Origin of the sequence: Spiroplasma endosymbiont of Megachile willughbiella (genome assembly GCF_964273395.1) — a bacterium.
Classification (GTDB): domain Bacteria; phylum Bacillota_I; class Bacilli_A; order Mycoplasmatales; family Mycoplasmataceae; genus Spiroplasma_A; species Spiroplasma_A apis.
In genome coordinates this window covers 759,304-780,609 of the sequence record NZ_OZ187005.1, presented here as the reverse complement: position 1 = coordinate 780,609, position 21,306 = coordinate 759,304, and the positions used below count along the sequence as shown (strand labels likewise).

Genomic DNA, 21,306 nt, shown 5'->3' with positions numbered 1-21,306 from the left:
AATTAATATTTTGTTACTAGCTACTGCTAGTTTTTTATTTACCAATTTTCCCCGGGGAAAATAGAAAGGAAAATTATGAAAAATAAATATGGGAACTTGATTATTTCAGACCGAGGATTAGCGGCTCGAGAAGATGGTGCTGTTATATTTTCACAAATAACTAAAAAATGATTTACAGATATGTTATATGACACATCATATAACGATGTAGATAATTGACTAGAAATAAAACAAGAATTGAACAATTTAAATTTAAGAGAAATCAAAAAATTAGCAGAGATATCTTGAACTGGAGAATGGCATCATTCTGGTAAATATGCTGCAGAAGTAAAATACTTTTGATTTAATGACATGATTGATTATGTTGTTGAAAAAAAAGATCTATGCCTTGAAAATATAAGGTTTGAAGTAGGAAAAGATTTAGATAATAAAACTAATTCAGTTGAGGTTGAAGGAAAATATGCTGTTTGAACTGGAAGTAAAAAGCAACCAAAACTAGAAAAATGGGAACCTTTTAAAGGTGTTTTAAAAGGTGACTGAATTTATATAGAAGGGGTTGGTAAAAAAAAGCAACAGGGAACTGAATAGAATATGAGGAAATGAAATTTAGTAAGGAATCAGAAATAGAAATGGAGATGTAAAAATATAGTTTTCTAAAGTCTGAATACAAAAAAATACTAATTAATGTTATAAAAATTTATGATAAAATATTTTTGATTGATAGAGCACTAGCAGCGCTAGGACTCTATTTTTTTGTTTAATTTAATAGCTTTAACTAGCAATTGTTAGACTTGATTGTTGCTTAATTTTTTAAGGGTTTAGAAAGGTGATGAAATATGAATATTTATAATTTAAAAACTATATTTCCAGGAGATTTTCATCTAAATGATGATAAAAATGGAAAATATAAACAGGGTGATTGAAAGATAAGAAAAGTGGTAGAAATTGAAAAAATAGATAAAAATTGGGTTATTGTTGGTATTTTAAGTAATAAATATAAAAAAGAAAAAACTATAAAAATAAAAAGCAGTAATAAAATTTATAAAAACGGTATTTTAGTAAATACTCATAATTTACAAATTGATGATATTTTTATTGTTAATAAAAAAAGATTAAGAGAGAAAGTGGGGATCATTGATGAAAAAGACATAGAAAAAATAAAGATGGTATCAAAAAAATATTTATCTAATTGTAAAGAAAAGTTTTCATTTTTAGAAATGATTCAAAAGAAAAAAATATATAGATTAAGTTTTAATGAACCAGTAAATTGAGAAACTGTAAAACAATTTAGTAAAGTCAATAAAGATAAATATTTTAATGTTAATAAAATGATTTTAAGAAATAAAATAATCGATAAAAGACAAAAAGAATTAAATAAAGATATATTATCAGTTACAAATCAGCTAATTATTTTTACTAAGAAAGCTAAAGAAACAATTGAAAAAATTAATTTATTAAATAGTAAGAGTTTTTTAGACAACAAAGATAAAAACTTGCAAAAGCTTTACTTTGAATTAGCAGATGAAAAAGAAAAATTAAAAATTGAAGTTGATGTATATAAAAAACAATTAAATTTGCTTAAATTAGAAAAAGAAGATAGAAATGAATATATTAAAAAACTAAAAAATAAAATTAAGGAATTAAAAGAAAAAAATGAAATTTATAAAACTCAAAATAATAAGAATTTTGAAAAAAAAGAATTTGAGTAAAGTATTTTAGTTTAGAATTTAATTGAATTTAAAATAGAAAGGAAGAATAATGAATAAATTAGAAAAATTAGAAGGATTGAAAGTTTGCATTTATGTAGAAACTGAAGAAGGAAGATTAAATTTAGCAAATAAAGATGATTTAGAAAATTTTAAAAAATATAGTGCTAATTGATCAGAAAAAGAAATAAATGATTTTATGAGTAATATAAAAGAATCATTAGATAAATTAGAAAATGAATTTGATAAATAAAATCAAATAAATAATGTTATTATATTTATAAGGTAAATAGAGCACTAGCAGCGCTAGGACTCTATTTTTTTGTTTAAATTAATATTTTGTTACTAGCTACTGCTAGTTTTTTATTTACCTATTTTCCCCGGGAAAAAATAAGAAACATATAAAACTCAGGAAACTCATTATGAATATGATTGAATAAAATATTGTTTATAAGCTAGAAGGTGAAAAAAATGAGAAGCATTATTATTACTGTTGAAAATAAATATAATGAAATTATTGTTGGTGTTTCTTGCAAAGGTGATTCGCCTAAAGAAGTTAAACAATTTTTAGAAAGTTTAAATTTAACAAATAAACAAAAAATTAAGTATAATAAAGACATTGTAAATTGTATTAAGGAGTTTAAATTAGAGATGTCAAAATGTAGTGTAGAAATTGAAAAAAATAATAAAATTTGAGAAGAAAAAATGAATAATATTTTGCTTGATCAACAAAACAAGTTCAAAGAACAAGAAAACAAGTTCAAAGAACAAGAAGAAAAAATCAATAAGCTTCAAAGAGTTTTAAAAGATAATGAAATTGACTTTGAATTTTAATAACTATGCTATACTTAAGTTAAGGTAAATAGAGCACTAGCAGCGCTAGGACTCTATTTTTTCGTTTAAATTAATATTTTGTTACTAGCTACTGCTAGTTTTTTATTTACCAATTTTCCCCGGGGAAAATAGAAAGGAAAATTATGGATTATTTACAAAATTTAATCAAAATGTATGAAGAAAGACTTGAGTGTGCAAATGAAAATATGAAAGAACTTAATCAGGAACTAGAAAAAAATGATGGTAGTTACCCAAATATTGAGTTTGGACAAGAATACGAATCTGAAGAAGCTACTCAATGTTGGTTAGAGACCTTTTTAAAAGATTTAAAACAATTAGAAAAAGAACTAGAAAAAAATGAAGTAAATTTTGAAATTTAATTTTAAAAAAAGGAGATGATTTATATGAAAAGTTTTATAACAAATTTAAATATGAAAATACTTGCAGATGCACCCGATTTCAAACCTATTACTGATTTTATATGAGGTTATGGACTTGCGGCAATAACAGCGTTTTGTAGTCTTGTAAGTTTGTTTCTAATATTCGTTTTAGTGAAAATAGGTTTTAGAATTTCTAAAGCATCAAGTGATGGAGATATTGAAGGAAGAAGTGCTGCAATTAGAGATATAATTTGGGCATCTGTAGGGGCTGTAATTGTGTTCTCTGCAACCATTGCAGCAGGAGTGTTTTCATCAATATTTTTAAAAGGTTAGAAGGGAGAAAATAATATGGGTTTTATAGGAGAAGCTATTTGAACGGCTATACTTAAAGTTATTTGATTCATTTTTATTCAAGGACCTTTACAATTAATTTCTGTAGTACAGGGAGTTTTTGTGTACTTAACAACAGGCATCATTTATGATGTAATTTTTAATGGTCAAAAAGACTTTAGAATCGAAAACATTCCGCAAAGTTTTTGAGCATTTTGTATAATTGGTGGATTTGTTGCTGTTTTAATTTTTATAATTCAGTATATGACATACACTTTTAATGAAGATTTTGACTGAAAAACAAGAATTGTAAAATCTTTGAAGTCAACTTCCATTTCTATAGTCTTTGTATTTTTTATACCAATAGGATTTTATGGATTAACTTTTTTAATAGAATTTCTACAAAAAGCCTTTCAATTAGCTTTCGGTCTAAAAAATGCAAATTTAGCAGATTTATTATACAAAATGGGAGACCCTGATTGAAAGGGGGTTTTAGAAAATATCCCTACTGATTATTCAGCTCCCCCAAATATTAAAAATTACAACATAGTTGTAGAAATACTTGCAGTTGCATTTTTGCTTTATACATTAATAATGTTATGTATGGCAATTGTTCAAAAAAGTATTGAACTATTTTTAATGTTTTTAATTGGTCCACTTGTTGCTGCATGAATGGTAAATGATCACGGTATAAGAATGAAACAATGAAAAGATATGGTTTTGGCCAAAGCGCTTGTAAGTATTGGAAACATTCTAAGTTACATAATAATGATTAATTTTTTAATGTTATTTATTTCAAAATCAATAACTAAATTTGAATTTACCACAAAAATGTTTTTACTAATTGTTGTAATTCTCGGTGTTTCAACATTTGCACTTGTTGCCCCACAAATTATAGGGAGTTTCACAGGCGGAGAAGGAGTTACTCATAGTGAAGGTCAAAATGCCCTTTTAAGTGCAAAACACGGGAAAGGTATATTTAGTGCCGGAGCAAAAGCACTTGGATGAGCAGCTGGAGGAGCGGGATTGATGGCCTTATTTAAAAGCAAAGGTTCGTCTAGTTCGTCAAAGGGAGCGCTCAACAGTATTTCTGATAAGTTTTCTAATAATATGCAAATGCAAAACTTCTCTGCATTAGACCCAGATGGTTCTATTGCTGGTGGTAAACAAAATTTACAAAATTACCAAAATGGAAGAAAGAAAATGTCTGGAATACCAAGTGTGATAGGAAGAGTTGCAAGAATGGCTGCTGTTGGAGTTGCAGTTGGAGGAGGATTGTTTTCAAGAAAAGGTTGAGTAAGTATGGGAGAATCTGTAAAAAATTATACAAGTGGAGTTACTTCTAATATTGGTAGAACCATTAAAGAAAACACAAGTTCAATTTATAAAGCTAAAAATGAAAAAGCAACTAAAAATTATATAGAGGTATTAGAACGAGGAAAAACCAAAAGAAAGACTAAAATTGAAGAACTCAAACAGAAAAAAAGAAAATTTAGTATCAAAAATAAATAAAGTTTAAAAAGATAATAAATATATAAAAAGTATGTTTTTATGACATACTTTTTATTATAATAACTTTAAATATATCTTTTAAGAAAGGGAAATATTATGTCAGTTTTTAGAGCACTAGGATGATTGTTGGGTATTCCCCCAGCAGAACAAAGACAACAATCAAAAATGCTAAAAGAAGATGAAGGTAAAACTATTTGAAAGATAAAAGATAAAGTCTATGAATATACCGAAATTAAAGAAAAAATTTTTGAGGATTTAGATGTTTATTGACATATTAACGATTTAATAAATAGTTTTCTAATAACTTATAATAGTCAAGGAATAAGATTAAGTATTAATTCAAATTCATATCAAATGTTTGAAATAATAGTTTTTAAATATATAAATGATTTATATGAAGAATTAAAACTTGAACAAACCCAAGATAGTGAATTAAAAAATGCCGAAAATATTGCTAAAAAACATTTTGAAATATGAAAGAAAAAGAAAACCGTAGAAGAATTACAAGAAGTTTACGATTTAGCTATTTCAAAAGAAAAGAAAAGTGACGTTGATAAAATTGAAATGCTTGAAAAAGAAAAGAGAATATTAGAGTTAGAAAAAGAAATAAGGGAATTGAAGGCGAATAATAAGGAAAGAGATAGGTAAAAAGTATGGGGGAAAATACTTATAAAATTATCCTTACTGGAAATGGTTTTGATATGCTTCTTGATGAAATTTTCAACAAAAATAAACCTAATGCTTTTTCAAAAAATATTGAAAAAGCATTTATTCAAAACATTACAGACCTGAAAAATTTTGATAACTTAAATTTATTTTTTATGAATAAATTTAAAAACATCTTTCTTTATCGAAGATGAATAAATAAAGAAGATAAAGTGGAGCATATAAAAGATCTAAGTAAAAAATTTACAAAATTTACAAAAAATTCTTCAATAGAAATTACCTTCAAAAAGTTTTTTGATTATTATAATATTCAAGAAGAATATGAGAAAAATTTTTTTACAGACTTATATTTAGTAACTATATTCAATGAATGAAATAAGATTGCTTTAAACCTCGATAATAATTTACTTCATAAACTTGAAAAATTATCATTATCTGAATCAATGATTAAAAATAAACCGAATTTATTAATTACAACAAATTTTACATCTGGAACAAATACATTTAGAAAAATTATTAATAATTTATTAATTAAATTAAAAGTGAAAGAAAAAGTTTCTTATGAACAGATACACAACTACAGTTTTTATGGGTATAGTATACCCATAATTAGTACAAAGGATAATTTTGATGATACAAAAGAAAGTTTTGTAATATATCAATTGAATACTTTGGACTATATTTTTAAAAATCCAATAATCAACACAAAAATAAAAACATTAGATGATGTGAAGGACCCATTAGATAAAGTTTTCGATTTTTTGAATAAAAGTAACCCAAAAAAAATTATTTTTGAGACATTTGGTCATGCAACATATAATGATGAACATATATTTAAATATCTTAATTTTAAAAAAACAGAGTTATTAAAAGAACAAATAGAATTGGAAGTGATATGTAATTACTATTCTCCACAAGAAAAAAAACGTTTCAAAGACTCAAAATGAAACTTTTTAAAAATAAAAACACAATTATATAATGATTCTTGAATTTATGAGATTTTAAATAAAGTAATTTAGAATATTTAATAATTTAAAAAATAAAATAAAAAATAATTATGTTATACTCAAAATAAGGTAAATAGAGCACTAGCAGCGCTAGGACTCTATTTTTTTGTTTAAATTAATATTTTGTTACTAGCTACTGCTAGTTTTTTATTTACCAATTTTTCCCCGGGGAAAATAGAAAGGTTTAAAAATGATTATACAAGATGAAATTTATGATTATAGTTGTGAACTATGTTGTATTGATCTAAAGGAAGAAAATATCAAATTAATAAGTTCGTATAAACAAGGGGCAAAAACACTTTTAGAAGTTTGCAACGATTGCTATAAAGAAAATTTTATTTTAAAAGAAAGGAATATTAAATATGTTGTTTAATAGAAATTTTTATAAACAAGAGTTTATAACCATGGATAAGAGTATTAGAGCTTTTGTCGAATTAAAGGATGCAGAGCCAAATAAATACCAAATAATGTTTAAAAAAGATAATGAAATTTGAACAGAAGGAGAGAGTTTGATTACTTTCAACGATTGAACTAAAATAGTAGATAATAATTTGAAAATAGGAAGTTATAATATATATAATTCTCCAATAAATGATTATGACTATAAAAACATCTTATCGGGTTCTAAAAAGAAAGAATGTTATGGTTTTATTACAAATTTTGAAGGTTTTTTTCCTGACCGCGAAAATAAAGATATAGATACTTACTTGACTTTTAAATCACTGTTTAAGGAATTAGTGGAATATAGTTTAAGTCTTGAGGATGAAGATATTCAACAAAGTTGAGAAAAAGATAACATAAAGGGTTGTTATATAGATTATTTAAATAAAAATTTTATAGTCAATAATATTTGAAATATCTTAAAGAATAACGAAATTTTACCAATAATATTAGACACTAATTCTGATGTTGTTGCTTATGTTGCAAAAAACGATGTTGCTTTAGATAATTCATTTATTGAAAACTATATAAACACTACTTCAGTAACAAACAAGAATTTTATTTGTGAGTTTGATGTAAAAGAACCACTAAATTTGAAAAAGACTTTCTTAAAAGATTTTAAAAATAATTATTATAACAATTCAATATTAGATAAGAATGAAGAACTTGATATGGATTTATAAAAACTATGTTATACTCAAATTAAGGTAAATAGAGCACTAGCAGCGCTAGGACTCTATTTTTTTGTTTAAATTAATATTTTGTTACTAGCAACTGCTAGTTTTTTATTTACCAATTTTTCCACGGGGAAAATAGAAAGGAAATAATATAAATGAGTGAATTAATAGAAAAACTAAAGTTACTTAATAAAAAACTTCCAAAAGTTTATGTAAAAAATAAAAATATAGATAAAGTTTTAATGAAAGATTGTGTTATTGAAACAATAGATGTTTCTGGGTTAAATCTTACTAAAAGCGAGATTTGAAAGTTAAATATATTATCTGGAAAAGTATATGGTTCTACATTAGAACAGTGTTTGTTAAATAATTTGATTATCAAGGATTCAATAGTTAAAGAAGTTTTTTTAGAAAACGGTGTAATAAATGATGTTGAAATTAAAAACTCAAAAATAGAGTCTTTAACATTTAAAAATATGCTTGTTGATAATGTTAAATTTAAAGATTGTGAAATAGAAGAGATTATTTTAGAAGCTAATAATGAATTTATAGAAGTAAGTTTCGAAGACTCTAAAATTAACAAGAAAATCGAAATAAACGGTAACGTAGTTTTTCCAGAAGGCGACTTAAGATTTAAAATTGAAAATTTAAAAAAAATGTTAACAGAACCACATCATTTCGCAGAAAAATACAAAAATTATGGTTTAACAATTTCTGAAAATCACATAGATAAGAATGAAGAACTTGATATGGATTTTTAAAAACTATGTTATACTCAATTTAGGGTAAATAGAGCACTAGCAACGCTAGGACTCTATTTTTTTGTTTAAATTAATATTTTGTTACTAGCAACTGCTAGTTTTTTATTTACCAATTTTTCCCCGGGGAAAATAGAAAGGAAGAATATGAAAAAAATAATAATGTCTTTAGTACTTTGTCTAAACTTAGTTTATATCCCCATAACACCAGTTAATTTAGAAGGTAACAAATTAGAAAATATAGAATATAATAAAAATGAATCAATCACAAATTATAACTATGATCCATCATATCCAAGTTTTGATTTTTATGCTAACAATTATAGTGCCTTAAAAAGACTTTATATTGACAGCAGTGGAGATAATTGGTTACCATATTATTCAAATTCTATTGATAAAACTTATTCAAAAGTTGGCAACGGAAGTTGATATAACTTTGAATGGGAAGTAAAAAGAATTAATATACTAAATTATGCTCCAAATAAACAAGTTTTTTTAAATAACTATAAAAATATGGAAGTAAGTTTTTTTTATAACTATAATACTTGAGATTCATCAACTGGTTGAAGTGATAGTCTTGGCAAAAATATAAACTCAAGTATAAAAAGCAATAAAAATTACACACTAGATTCTAGTGACCGATGATTTAATTTAACAACGTATCATAACGAAACAAATAAGGCTCATGCAAATATGGATTTTGGTTGAAATTGAAATGGAAATGAAATAATTTTCAAATGAAGATTAAGTGCATGCGTTTATTGAACCGGATGGTCATCTATTGATCATAGTAGTTTAATAATTGTAAATTATGAATTAATAAAATTTAATTCTACTTTTAGTCAAAACAATTTAAAAGAAAAAATAATAAAAAGTTTAGAAAGCCCTTTCGAAATCAAAAGTGATACTTCTGCAAACATCTCATCAGAGGAAAAAAACGGTATTGCAGGCAATTTAACGAAGTCGAACAAAGAATTTATAAATGACGAAATTGAAAAAAGGTTAAAATACTCATTTGGGGTTGATTATGATGCTTGATTTAATAAACCCATTTTGAAAAGAAATGACACATTTAATGATGAGAAAAGTTTCGTTTCTATAACTTTTAAAGACGAGCAACAAATATCAGGAAATAGTCAATTTCTAAGTAATGTAGTTATGCCAATAACTGTGAAGTTAACTGACTTATATTATCAAAGAAGTGCACAAAAAAGGTTACAAGTTGTTCCGGGGAAAATTGTGAACCCAAATTCTAATAAAAACGAATTAGTTGTAGATAAACCTGAATATGATCCTAAAAATAATACTTTAATTTATCACAACTCAGTAGATATAACATTTTTTGCGATTAGTGAGTCAGAAATTATGACAGTTAACGGTAAAGAAGTTCCTGTTTTTAATAACATATATAGAATCAAATTAGATGATAGTGTTGATACATATAGAATTGAAGTAAATGGTATCAAAAATTCTGGGAATATCACTAAATTAAGTTTAAATATTAATATTCAAGCGCTTTCAAATCAATTAAGTTATAGATGAGTTGGTTGAAATCCAAAAGAAAATTTAGAACAAAGTAAATTAATAGAAAAAAATCTTCCAGATGGAAAACCAAATCCCGATTATGATTCCTCAATTAACCCAAAAACAGGAATGAGAAATGAGTATGTTTATATTGAAAAAAAATCAAATTATCCCTTTTACCAAGATCCATTGGATAAGTTTGGAAACAGAATAACTGATTTTAGTAATAAAAATACAGGAATAATCGTTGAAGCTAGTGTTGCAAATAGCGGTGTAACATTAATCGAAAAGTTTGACATGTCAAAGATTTATAGAGTTGACAGATTAAGATTAAACGAAGAACTTGAAGCAATTGAAACACAAAAAAATGTGAGTCTAAATTTAAATGAGCAATGGTCTAAAGAAGGAATATGACATTATGTAATATATTTGAAAGACTATGTTGATAAAGAAATTGACCCCTCAAATCCAGGAAATGAAGAAATTTTAGCTACAAAAGGAAGCACTATTCATAAAATGCTTTATATATCGAATAAAACCAAAGATTATACAAAGTTCTCAAGTTTGGACTTTGTAATAAAAAACCAAAATATTTCTAGATTTTGAAATTCTTTACAGGGTTCTCATTTGAAAAATTATTTAATTAATTACACCACAATAAATACAAGTCAAAAAATTGAACAATTAAGTTATGAACAAGTTATTATGTATTGAAAAAAGTATGTAAGTGATCAAATAAGTCAAAAAGTAGATGTGCCTCAAACCCCTGTTAACTTTAAAGACCTAAAAAACTTAAATATGAGTAATTTAAAAATGAACGAATTAAATCCTATTGAGGTAAGAAATAAAATTGTGGAACATATTAAAAAATATGTAAAAAAATATAGTGATAACGCAGTTTATAAAGAAGACTATACAATTTGTGACTCAAACGAGAATCAAATAGAAAATATAGACTTTAAAGATTTCACTTCTTTTGACGAAAATAAAAAAATAAAAAAAATAAATTTATATATTATGGCAATAAACACATCGTCTCTATTAATAGGAAGAAAAGAATTTACTATTATTAATAATAAAGATTTCGAAGAAAATAATGTCTTAGACCTTTCTAAGATAAATAATTTAAAAGAAATTAAATACAATTTCACAAACCTTTCTAACGAGAAAAAACAAAACTTTGTCAAAAATTATATCTATGATTATGTAGAAAAAATTCTTGAGTCTTATAAACCAATAAATATAAAATGAGATTATATTTATAAGGAAGATTATTACATCTCTATAAACTCGAAAGATGGAGTTGATATAAAAGATTTAGATACTTTTGAAAAGACAATTTCTCTCTTTTTAAATTCCAAAGAAGAAAGTTCAATAGAAGTTTTTATTAATTCTAGTGATGATTCTATAAAATTGAGTGGTTTTACAAGTTATAAAATTATTAATGACCCTTCAAGTAAAGAGGTGGCCCCAGATAAGCCAACTCCTCCAACACCACCAGATAATAAAAATCATCAAGAAGATAAAACTAAAATATATAAAAAAAATTTATGATGAATAATTTCTTGTGTTATTCCATTTATTGGATTGATAATTTTTTTCATATGATGGAAAAAAAATAAAAAAAATAAAAGAATAAAGTAATAAATGTGATATTATTAATTTATGGTTGATAGAGCACTAGTGGTACTAGTATTCTATCTTTTTTTGTCCTTTCAACTCGTATTTTAATATTGAAAGAATCTAGTATAACTAGAGTTTTTTCAATCAGATTTTCTTAATAAGAAAATGAAAAACTGCTTGTTAGGAGGAAATAAAAATGAGCGAAGTAACTAAAAAATTTACAAATATATATTTGCATAGAAATGCTATTAAAAAAACATATGTAAACTCTAATGGGAATGAATTTTCTATTATAGAGATTATTAATAATGATAAGGAAAAAAAATATATTACACTTTCAACAAAGTTAATAAAAAATATAGCTTTTTCAAAAGAAGATGACAAAACTTTTTCTTTGTCTGAAAATAAAGACTCGCCTTTTGTGCAGGTCGCCATTCCAAATAGCGGTGAAATCACAATTGATGTTTTAAATAAAGAGAAAAATAAAGATAAAGAAAATAAAAACTATGAAAAAGAAACAATAAAAGCAAACGATTTATTTTCTGACCTTTTAAAAACTAATCAAGAAACAATCTCTTGAGCAAAACAAGCAAAACAAAAATGGGTAAGAGATATTGAAGAATCTGATTTACCTTCTCCAAATTTGCAAAAAGAAATCGATGTTCAAGAAGGAGATCTTGATTTGTATAATTAATTTAATCAAAATAAAAGCTATAAAACACCAAAAAAACTTGGTGTTTTTTATTTTGCTATAATAGTTAAAAATTAGAAAGGATTTATTATGGACAATATATTTTCAAACGAATATACTTCAATTAATCAAATAGATATTTTAAAAAAATTAGAAGAAATATACTTTATAAAGTTAAGGAATGAATTTAAATTGAATTTGGAAAAAATTGATGAAGAAGTTGTAAATTCACAATGAAGAATAAATAAAGGATGAATCATTAAAGAAAAAAATATAAAAAGAACCATAATAACTAAATTCGGAGAGGTTACCTATAAAAGAACAAAATTTATTAATAAATTTAATGGAAAGTGTAGTTTTTTAGCGGATCCTTATATGGAAATAGAAAAATATCAAAGAATATCATTCGCATTAGAAAAAGAAATTCTTGAATCATTTAATCATGGAGAAAGTAACATAATAGTTTGAGAAAAATTTAAAATGTCAAACATTACAAAAAGAACGATATCAAATATTTTAAAACGCAATTCAAATTTTAGTTTTAAAAATTCAAACTTAATAAATCAAAAATTTGAGAATGATTTACCTATTTATGTGGACATTGATGATTGTTGAACAACTGCTAGATATAAAAAGAAAAAAAGATTGGTCAGAGTCAGGGTTGCTGTAGCATATCAAGGAAAAATAAAAGATAACAAAAGAAATAAACTAATTAATAAAAAAGTGTTTTTGAAAACTTTTTTAAAAGGCCGTTCATGTAACACTTATGAATATTCGTTATGATTACAAAATAAATTAAAAGAAAATTATGGAAATATGGAAAATAAAAAACTTATTATTTGCGGGGATGGGGCAAACTGAATATCTGATATTTCAAATTTTTTAGGAGCTGAGTTTATTTTAGATAAATTTCATTTATTTCAAAAAATATATGCTTGTTTTCCATACAAAAAAAGTAATAATAAAAGTAAATTAATAAAATTATATGAATTAGCTATTGAAAAATACAATTCTAAAAGTATCAAATCACTAATTAATTTTTTATGCGAAAATATTGACTCAAATGGTTTGAATAATAAAAGAATTAAAGACGCTATTAGATATATTTCGAATAATACTAAAGGAATTGAAAATCACTTTAAAGACTGATATATAGGTTGTTTTGCAGAATCTGCAGTAAGCCATTTGGTTAAATCAATAAAAGGATATGGAGCTAAAATTTATAACAAAAAAACTTTTGAGTTACTTATTAATTTAAAAGCAGCAAAAATCAATAATATAAACATTTTAGAAATAATTTATTCTAAATTTAAAGAAAATTTAGAAGATCGAATTTATGATGACCTAAACGTTTTTATTCCAAATGAATATGAAATATTTGAAAAAACGGAAATAAAAATTGTTAAAATTCCTATTTTAGACTCTAAAAAATCTGCTTATACTGATTTAATTAGAAAAATATTAAATTAATTATTTTAAAATCAGATAATCTGCAAACTTGGCCTCCAAGTTCTTTTTGTGCTAGTATTTATGCTAGCACAAAAATTGCGAATGCTAGCATTTTTTTTGCCAAAAAACCCTTTAATAAAGGGTTTTTCAAAAAAAGTGATAGTATTCCTTATCCTGTTACCAAAAACTGCGTTTTTCGGTAAAAAAAAGAAATTAGTCTTTTTTTTTAAATAATATGTGTTAATATAATTTTGAAATAAAAAACTATTTAGCAGTTCTAAATTTTTACTTGAAAATAATTTTGCCTTTTTGATTCGAATGAACCGAATCAAAAAGGCCAACACCCCCTTATTTTTTCCCACAGCCTTATACACTAGCAATTTGCATATAAAGCATCTATTTGGTAGTATAGAAATAAGGGGGTATTTATATGGACATAGCAAAAGAAGTCATAGGCTGATTAGGATTTGCTACTAGTTTCTCTATGCTATTACCTCAGGTTATTAAAGTTATAAGATCAAGAGATACAAAATCATTATCTTTAGTTATGTTTTTATTAACCTTTGTTAATGCATTATTGTGATTTACATATGGTTTAATAGAAAAAAACATGCAATTATACATAGCGAACGCCTGTGCAATGGCAGCAAGTGTCATAATTTTATTTTTCATTATTGTCAATTTGTTGAAGATCAAAAACAAATCAAAGAAAAATAAAGTTGAGAAAAAGAGTGAATAATTTTTAAAATTATTTAAGGAAAATGAAGCAAGGTTGTGTTTTTTTTTTTTTTTTTCAAAACTACTTTAATTTTAGAGAAAGTAGTTTTTTTATCCTTTATAATTAATGTCTTTTCTTGTAAATAGTGGAGAATCATAATCGAAAGGGAATAGATTATGGAAATCAAACTATATGCACCTTCCGATTGTTTTGTGAAAGGTCTAGAAGAATGTTCTTTTAAAGACTTCTCACGCACAAAAAATAGGCAAGGTTTTATAATGATAAGTAATAATAATAAATTTTGGTCACCGTTTGATGATTTAAAGATAAAAAAAATATCGTTTTCTAAAGAGTCTTTGAATTTAGAAGTAGAAATCAATAATTTCTGCATAATAGTTCGTGTGTATACAAATAACTTTAATAAAAATTTTATCACTCATAGTTTAAAAGAAGGTCAAATTTTAAAATTCGGTGAATCTTTTTTCAGCGCTGATTTCAATAAGATGAAAATCAGTGACTCTAAATTTGAAGTAGCTTTAATTTTTCAAACAAGTGAAAGTTTTAAACTTATAAACAATGTTCAAGAAAAAGGCTTGTTTGAAAAAGGTGACTTACTAGCAACTATAATCTTAGATAAAGAAAATATAAATGACGATGAGTTATTATTGACTGGGTATCAAAATAAATATCAAAATACCGCTAAGAATTTTATATCATATGTTGGAAGTTTTAGTAATTTTAAAGAAGTTTATAATTGCATGACAAGATTGAGATTCATTATTAAAGATAAAAAGCTTGTAGATACTAAAAGTATTTTAAAAAATGCTTTAGTTAAAGGCATAAAATGAAATGGTCTTGAACTTCAAATTGTTATTGGAGGAGAATGCTACAAGATCAAAGATGAAATATTTAAAATTAAAAAGTTAAATGAGGTACCAAATAAAGAAAATAAACCTTGTAAACCATCAATAGGTGCAAGATTGATGCAGGCAGTTGCTGGAATAATGGCACCAAATGTTCCAATTTTGATGGGAGCTGGAATTATATCAGCGCTTTACGCTGTGTTTTGTCAAGTCGGATTAACACAAGATTTAGGTCAAGGTACTTCAATGGGTAAGGCTGATTTATTTTCATCTATAATGTTTATCTCATCTAAAACTGGATTATTATTGATTGGAGTTTTCTTTTGTGTTAACACAACAAAATATTTTGGAGGAAATTACTTACTAGGTTTATTTATAGGTCTTGCACTAGTATCAAGGTACTTTTATGGAAGTGGTATTATTGATCCGAATAGCTATCATTTTGGTGCATATATCCAAAATGCTAATTATGGAGTGCAGGGTTGGTACTTATTTTCTATATCCGACTACCCAATAGTTATTAGATCTTATGAAGGAAGTGTATTACCATTTATAATAGCAGGAATAATTACTGCATATTCTGATAAGTGAATTAAAAGTTGAATGCCAAATGCTGTCGATATAATTTTTAGAACAGCATTAGTCTTTGTTTTCGCAATTGTACCAACATTATTCTTATTAGGTCCTCTATTATCTTTGATAGAGTTTGGAATGTCGCAGTTTATTTTTCAAATAGAAGGATTACCTATTGGATTAGGGGTGGCTATATTTGCGTTTATTTGACAACCACTAGTTTTAACTGGTGTCCATGTTGCTGTTATATTGACAATTATGATTCCTTTATTTCAAGGCACTCCAAGTTTAATTTTACCTGGGTATATCATTGCGGTTTGAGCACAAGTTGGTGTTGCAGTAGGGGTATTGTTCGCAACAAAAAATAGAAATTTGAAGGTTATAGCTTTAGGGGCAATACCGGGCGGTATTTTTGGTGTTACTGAACCAATAATTTATGGTGTATCTCTGCCAAAAGGAAAACCCTTTTTAGTCGGCTGTGCGGCTGCTTTTTTCGGTGGAATGTTATCTGGTATATTAGACATTAAACTTGATGTTCCTACTGGACAAGGTATTTTATCCATATTAGGAATTTCAGCATTAAAAAAACAACTTCTTTTAGTTTTGGTTTGAATCATTACCATAAGTTTAGCAGCAGTATTTACATTCTTTGTTTACCGAGAGAGAGTTAACGAGTATAAGTATGTTAAAAAAATTAATAAGAAAATAATGAATACTTTTAAAAAAGATGGATTCAAAAATATAACTATTTTGAAAAAAGAGTCCGATTCATTATTACATGATATTCATAACTCCAAAAAAGTATTACAAAACTACGAGAACTACCTGATCGGTTTAATAAAAATAGAATCTAAAATTTTTAACTTAGTAGAAAAAGAAGCTACCAAAAAAAACTTATTGTACATTTCTGCCAAAAAGATTTTGAATAAGAAAAAGTCTAGCAGAAATAGAAAAGTTGAAGCCGTTAATAAATATAACAAGTTTACTCTTGAATCTGAAATTGAAGTATTTATAAAAGAAAAAGAGAATTACATTTTAAGTAACAAAAAGAAATTAGAAGCTTACTCAGAATTTGTTGATACATTCATGATAAAAAGTGAAAAGTTTATCAATAAAATTGCAACTTTTTCTAAAAGAACATATATAAAATCTTTTATCAATGGATATTTCAATGCCGCAAATAGTGTTGAAATTGGTTATGGTTATAAAGATACAATGTACTTTGGAAAGTTAAAAGAGTAGTCGTTCTAATGAAATAACTTAGAAAATTTAACCAACCTATAATGTAGGTTGGTTTTTTAACACACATTTATTACTTTTTATATTATTTTTCACTTATAACAAGTTATGATATTATCTTTAATATAAGAAAACAGTCGAGGAATTATAAATGAATAAATACAAAGATAAATGATTTTATTTTGAAATATTACTTGGTTCTATGATAATTTTTGGACTTGTTTATGTATATCTTGACCATATGATTAATCAATATTGATTACGTAATATTGATTATCCATTCTCTGTAGTTATTTTTCAAGGTCAGTTTTTTAGTTTTTTCACTTATCAAAGTAATTTTATGGTCGCTATTTTCTTATTGCTTTCTGGAATCTTTTATAAAAAGAAATTAGCGTTTTGTAAAAGTCAAACTATATTGTTAGCAATTACTTCTTACATCACTGTAACATGTGTTACATACACATTTATTTTATTTCCATCAATACTTTTTAGCCATAAACCAATAAAACCATTAGATATGGTTGGAGGCACATTTTTTCATATGATTTCACCTCCTTTGATGATCTTCTATTGTGTTAAGCATATAGATTTATCAGAAATAACTAAAAAGAGTTATTTTACTAAAAGTTTTATTCTATATTTGATTTATCCTTGATTATATACATTATTTTTATTGGGAAGATTAATAATGTATACTGTAGATTTTAAGTTCACAGATGTACCGATTGAAATAATTTATCCGTATTCACCGTTCTTTGACTATAATTCTAAAAGTCTTAATGATTTTATGAGTGAAATTATTAATTTGATATTGTCTGTTATTGTTTTCTTTGTCTCTGTACATGTTTTATTTATTACAGTTAATCTAATATATTTCTTTAGTTTCAAAAAAATGGCAAACAAGAAAGCGTTAAATAATACTTTAACTCAAAACGAGAACTTAAATCTAAAAAATAAGGTTGTAAATAAATCTAAAAAAGTGAATACTAAACAAAAACAAAAAGAATAAGAGTCCATCTTTTACAAGAAAATAAAATTATTTTAGACTTTTAAAAACCTTTTACAACTTGTATTTCGAATAACAATATAATATATAATTTGTAAATATAGGAGAGAAAAAATGAAATATAAAAATTTTCAAGTGAGCTATAAATTATTTTTCGGTATTTTATCAGCTATAACTTTATATAGTTATTATTTATATAATGTAATTGATGGAAGTGAAATCAAAGATACATATTATAACAACTATGAGATATACACTATAGATTACTTTACAACATTTACCTTATTATCAAACGTACTTGTTCATGTATGATTAATTTATTCAGGTATCAAACACAAAAATGAAGGTAAAACAAAATTATTAAGTTATACAACAGCTAATGCATTAGCTACTATGATAACAATTACATTCTTAGTATACAATTGTGTACTAATTCCAGTTAACGGTTTTCCGTCATCTGCATTTTCAGTATTTACTACTTTAGTAGATCATGCAATAGTACCTGTTGCATTTGTAATATACGTATTATTTTTTATGACTGGTAAGCAAAGAGTTGGCTACAATGAATTCTTCCTTAAAAAATTTTGAATTCAATTTACACTAGTTCTAGGTTATTGCATATTTGCAATGGTTCGTGGGGAATTAAGATATGCAAACGAATCGTATTATTCTTATTTAAATAGTTCAGGTAAAGTTCAAAATCATCTTTACCCATACTTTTTCTTAGATGTACACCATAATGGTCCTATGAATCTACCTGGATATGTATGATTTATGATCGCTTTTGTAGGAATAATTGGAATTATGATTGGATTTTCATATTTATACAACTTTTTAAGTAACTCATTAATCAAGAAAAATTATTACCGTAATTTTGAAACAAATTAAAAGAATTAAATAAAAGTTTTCCGATAAAAGAATATAATGACCTTGGGAGATGAGTTTTATGAAAAAAATTATAGAAAACTTATACTTAGGTGATATGAATAGTGCTCCAAAAGACACAGAATTAAGAATATCTTGTGCTGAAGAAATATATTTAAAAATGGCACCAGATAAAGAAAAAAATTCTTTCTATGATGAAGCAGATAAATGCATTTATTATAAATTTGAAGATTATCCAATTTTTGAAGAAATGGAAATCAATCTAGTTAAGGATGCAATCAATACTATTGAGCAAAATATAAATAGCAAAAAGATTTATGTTCATTGTTTATGAGGAGGCAACAGAAGTGCTTCCATAGTATTTATGTTTTTAGTTAGAAATGATCATATAAAAAGTTCTGATTATTATGAAGCGCAAACTAAGTTTAATCAAATATACCCTAAACATAGTCCAAACCCAGGTTGAAAAGACTTTTTGATAAAAATGTATCCGTACAAATTTTAACTATCAAATATAAAAACCCAGTTTAATCCTAATTAAACTGGGTTTTCATTTTTAAATTGTATGCAATATTATTTAGTAGAATTTCATTCTTTAATCAAATCATAACCAATTTCAAGATTTTTGGCATTTTGTTCTATATTAGTTTTAAATAACTCCATAAAAATTAAGTCCACTACAACTAGTTGAGATAATTTACACGAAATTGATGTTAATTTTTGATTATCTTCGTATGTTTTAAAGTTAAGGAGATAATCGACTTTATCAACATTTTTAAAACTTAGTGAAGAAGTAATTAGTCCGCATTGAATGTTGTTTTCTTTAGACTTTTGTATTAAAAATTGAATTTCTTTAGACATTCCGCTTTTAGAAATTAGCAACACCATGCTATTTTGGTCGAGCTTCGCAAAATGTAACAATTGCTGATGATAATTCGTATTTAGGATTATATTCATACCGATTTTTTCTAAATTATTAGCTAGTTCACGGCAAGCCATGTAACTAGTTCCGACACCATACAATAAAATTTTGTTTGCTACTTTCATTTTTGCGACCAACTTATCAATCTCTTTTGGATCTAAGTCATCAAAAGTTTCATTTAATGAATATGAATGATAAAGCTTTAAGTTATTTATTATGGCGTTTGTATTTGTTTCGTCTATAAAATCATAATTTTGTTTTGCAAAGTTATGTTTATTTGATACTTCTAATTGAAAATCCTTCAATGATTGATATCCAAGCTTCTTAGACAATCTTGTGATCGTAGAAGTTGACACATTTGCTTTTTTTGCGATATCATTTATTTTTTCTGTAATAAATATTTCAGGATTTTGGTTAATATATTGAGCTAAATAAGCTTCTGAGTTACTTAATTTAACTTTTGGTATAACTAGTTCGATACTTTTCATCTTTTTCCACCTATAACTTCCATATCAATTTTTTAAAATTATTATTGATACATTATTTATAAGCCATTTATAGATAACTAATTAGGTCGTCATAAAATACTATGCTTGGATAGTAATTCTATAAAGTTGATAATGTAAACTATCATTTTGTCTACTTTATATTGTACTACCGAGATAGTGTCACTATTATAACACTATCTATGTTACTTTTACACCACTCATAAATGGCATTACTCTGAAACACGTTAAAAAACCCCTAAAAATCGTAATTTTCCAAGAACAATGTTTTTTTTCATTTTAAGGTACACTAGTTAAAAATAATTTTCAATTTTAAAATAAATTTATTTTTTCAATTTATTACCTGTTGTAGTTATTATAAAACTTTATAAACTGGTGCTAATAATGATAAAATTATACATATTTAGGAGAATTGCTATGAATAAAAAAGAAATGATGAAACAAATAAACATTTTTTTAAATAAACAGGGGTGCCAAGATATTCTTTTTTATGCACCAAAAGATGCAAGATTTTTGGTAAAAGAAAATTATAGGGTAATAAAAGATCTGTTTAAAATAAGTTTTAAAAATAAAAACATGCAAAATATAAATATATTTTTAAAATTTAATCCCAATTCATACATTTATAGAGCTAGCAATGAGGACACTATTTCTTATTTGATGGAGTTATCTGATGATGACAAGAATAATATTGATGAGATATTAAATCTTTATTCAGGTAGAGATGATAATATAGGATTTGAAAAAATGGAATTTTCATTACAATCAAGTCCAGTAAGATTTTTAAACACTTTGAATGAGTTTGAAATTAATATTTATGTAGAAATATTAAAATATCCAAATATGATAAAACAAACTTGTAGCATAACTAAAATAATGTTTTTTGATATTTTTGGACATTTCATGCGTGATTTTCTTCCGCTGTTTGTTTAATTTCTAATAAGTACCTAAAAATGAGTTTTTACAACTCATTTTTTTATTTTTTAACATTGAAAA

22 protein-coding genes are annotated in these 21,306 nt (G+C 25.2%); 21 read left to right on the top strand and 1 reads right to left on the bottom strand.

Annotated features, from left to right (window positions below; translation table 4 throughout):
• Positions 1–75: 75 nt before the first annotated feature.
• The 20 genes from ACI2WZ_RS03405 (at position 76) to ACI2WZ_RS03310 (ending at position 19,387) form a co-directional block, all read left to right on the top strand.
• The gene (locus ACI2WZ_RS03405; RefSeq protein ID WP_500244633.1) at positions 76–588 is read left to right on the top strand and encodes a hypothetical protein; all 513 of its coding nucleotides are present in this window, start codon (positions 76–78) and stop codon (positions 586–588) included.
• Positions 589–836: 248 nt separating this feature from the next.
• Positions 837–1,709, top strand: a complete 873-nt coding sequence (locus ACI2WZ_RS03400; RefSeq protein ID WP_500244632.1) for a hypothetical protein — start codon at positions 837–839, stop codon at positions 1,707–1,709.
• 49 nt (positions 1,710–1,758) lie between these two features.
• Positions 1,759–1,959, top strand: coding sequence for a hypothetical protein (locus ACI2WZ_RS03395; protein WP_500244631.1), 201 nt, complete (start codon positions 1,759–1,761; stop codon positions 1,957–1,959).
• 218 nt (positions 1,960–2,177) lie between these two features.
• Entirely contained in the window at positions 2,178–2,540 is a 363-nt protein-coding gene (locus ACI2WZ_RS03390; protein ID WP_500244630.1) for a hypothetical protein, read from the top strand.
• Between the two features lie 143 nt (positions 2,541–2,683).
• Positions 2,684–2,920 (top strand): hypothetical protein, encoded by a 237-nt coding sequence (locus tag ACI2WZ_RS03385; RefSeq protein WP_500221972.1) that lies wholly within the window; start codon positions 2,684–2,686, stop codon positions 2,918–2,920.
• A gap of 24 nt (positions 2,921–2,944) precedes the next feature.
• Positions 2,945–3,253: a hypothetical protein gene (locus tag ACI2WZ_RS03380; protein ID WP_500244629.1), complete on the top strand. Its 309-nt coding sequence runs from the start codon at positions 2,945–2,947 to the stop codon at positions 3,251–3,253.
• Between the two features lie 15 nt (positions 3,254–3,268).
• A complete protein-coding gene (locus ACI2WZ_RS03375; protein WP_500244628.1) occupies positions 3,269–4,762 on the top strand; it encodes an Mbov_0396 family ICE element transmembrane protein in 1,494 nt (497 codons plus the stop codon).
• Between the two features lie 96 nt (positions 4,763–4,858).
• The gene (locus ACI2WZ_RS03370) at positions 4,859–5,410 is read left to right on the top strand and encodes a hypothetical protein (protein ID WP_500244627.1); all 552 of its coding nucleotides are present in this window, start codon (positions 4,859–4,861) and stop codon (positions 5,408–5,410) included.
• Between the two features lie 5 nt (positions 5,411–5,415).
• Positions 5,416–6,447 carry a hypothetical protein gene (locus ACI2WZ_RS03365; protein WP_500244626.1) on the top strand — a complete coding sequence of 344 codons (1,032 nt, stop codon included), beginning with the start codon at positions 5,416–5,418 and terminating at the stop codon, positions 6,445–6,447.
• Positions 6,448–6,625: 178 nt separating this feature from the next.
• Positions 6,626–6,808, top strand: a complete 183-nt coding sequence (locus ACI2WZ_RS03360) for a hypothetical protein (RefSeq protein ID WP_500221964.1) — start codon at positions 6,626–6,628, stop codon at positions 6,806–6,808.
• The gene (locus ACI2WZ_RS03355; protein ID WP_500244625.1) at positions 6,798–7,559 is read left to right on the top strand and encodes a hypothetical protein; all 762 of its coding nucleotides are present in this window, start codon (positions 6,798–6,800) and stop codon (positions 7,557–7,559) included. The genes ACI2WZ_RS03360 and ACI2WZ_RS03355 overlap by 11 nt, the downstream gene beginning before the upstream one ends.
• Before the next feature lie 149 nt (positions 7,560–7,708).
• The gene (locus ACI2WZ_RS03350; protein ID WP_500244624.1) at positions 7,709–8,314 is read left to right on the top strand and encodes a hypothetical protein; all 606 of its coding nucleotides are present in this window, start codon (positions 7,709–7,711) and stop codon (positions 8,312–8,314) included.
• A 144-nt stretch (positions 8,315–8,458) separates the two neighbouring features.
• A complete protein-coding gene (locus ACI2WZ_RS03345; RefSeq protein WP_500244623.1) occupies positions 8,459–11,479 on the top strand; it encodes an Mbov_0399 family ICE element protein in 3,021 nt (1,006 codons plus the stop codon).
• A 175-nt stretch (positions 11,480–11,654) separates the two neighbouring features.
• Complete coding sequence (locus ACI2WZ_RS03340) at positions 11,655–12,152, top strand: hypothetical protein (RefSeq protein WP_500244622.1); 498 nt, start codon at positions 11,655–11,657, stop codon at positions 12,150–12,152.
• An 87-nt stretch (positions 12,153–12,239) separates the two neighbouring features.
• Positions 12,240–13,619, top strand: coding sequence for an Mbov_0401 family ICE element transposase-like protein (locus ACI2WZ_RS03335; protein ID WP_500244621.1), 1,380 nt, complete (start codon positions 12,240–12,242; stop codon positions 13,617–13,619).
• A 409-nt stretch (positions 13,620–14,028) separates the two neighbouring features.
• Positions 14,029–14,337: a SemiSWEET family sugar transporter gene (locus tag ACI2WZ_RS03330; protein WP_500221955.1), complete on the top strand. Its 309-nt coding sequence runs from the start codon at positions 14,029–14,031 to the stop codon at positions 14,335–14,337.
• Between the two features lie 155 nt (positions 14,338–14,492).
• A complete protein-coding gene (locus tag ACI2WZ_RS03325; protein WP_500244620.1) occupies positions 14,493–16,994 on the top strand; it encodes a PTS transporter subunit EIIC in 2,502 nt (833 codons plus the stop codon).
• 148 nt (positions 16,995–17,142) lie between these two features.
• Positions 17,143–18,000 (top strand): hypothetical protein, encoded by an 858-nt coding sequence (locus ACI2WZ_RS03320; protein ID WP_500244619.1) that lies wholly within the window; start codon positions 17,143–17,145, stop codon positions 17,998–18,000.
• Positions 18,001–18,111: 111 nt separating this feature from the next.
• A complete protein-coding gene (locus tag ACI2WZ_RS03315; RefSeq protein WP_500244618.1) occupies positions 18,112–18,885 on the top strand; it encodes a Pr6Pr family membrane protein in 774 nt (257 codons plus the stop codon).
• Between the two features lie 58 nt (positions 18,886–18,943).
• Positions 18,944–19,387: a dual specificity protein phosphatase family protein gene (locus ACI2WZ_RS03310; protein WP_500244617.1), complete on the top strand. Its 444-nt coding sequence runs from the start codon at positions 18,944–18,946 to the stop codon at positions 19,385–19,387.
• Between the two features lie 68 nt (positions 19,388–19,455).
• Here ACI2WZ_RS03310 and ACI2WZ_RS03305 read toward each other — a convergent pair whose 3' ends face one another.
• The gene (locus ACI2WZ_RS03305) at positions 19,456–20,292 is read right to left on the bottom strand and encodes a MurR/RpiR family transcriptional regulator (protein WP_500244616.1); all 837 of its coding nucleotides are present in this window, start codon (positions 20,290–20,292) and stop codon (positions 19,456–19,458) included.
• Between the two features lie 435 nt (positions 20,293–20,727).
• On the opposite strand from ACI2WZ_RS03305, the gene ACI2WZ_RS03300 reads away from it, so the two are divergent.
• Positions 20,728–21,243 carry a hypothetical protein gene (locus ACI2WZ_RS03300; RefSeq protein ID WP_023789682.1) on the top strand — a complete coding sequence of 172 codons (516 nt, stop codon included), beginning with the start codon at positions 20,728–20,730 and terminating at the stop codon, positions 21,241–21,243.
• The last annotated feature ends 63 nt before the right edge of the window (positions 21,244–21,306 follow it).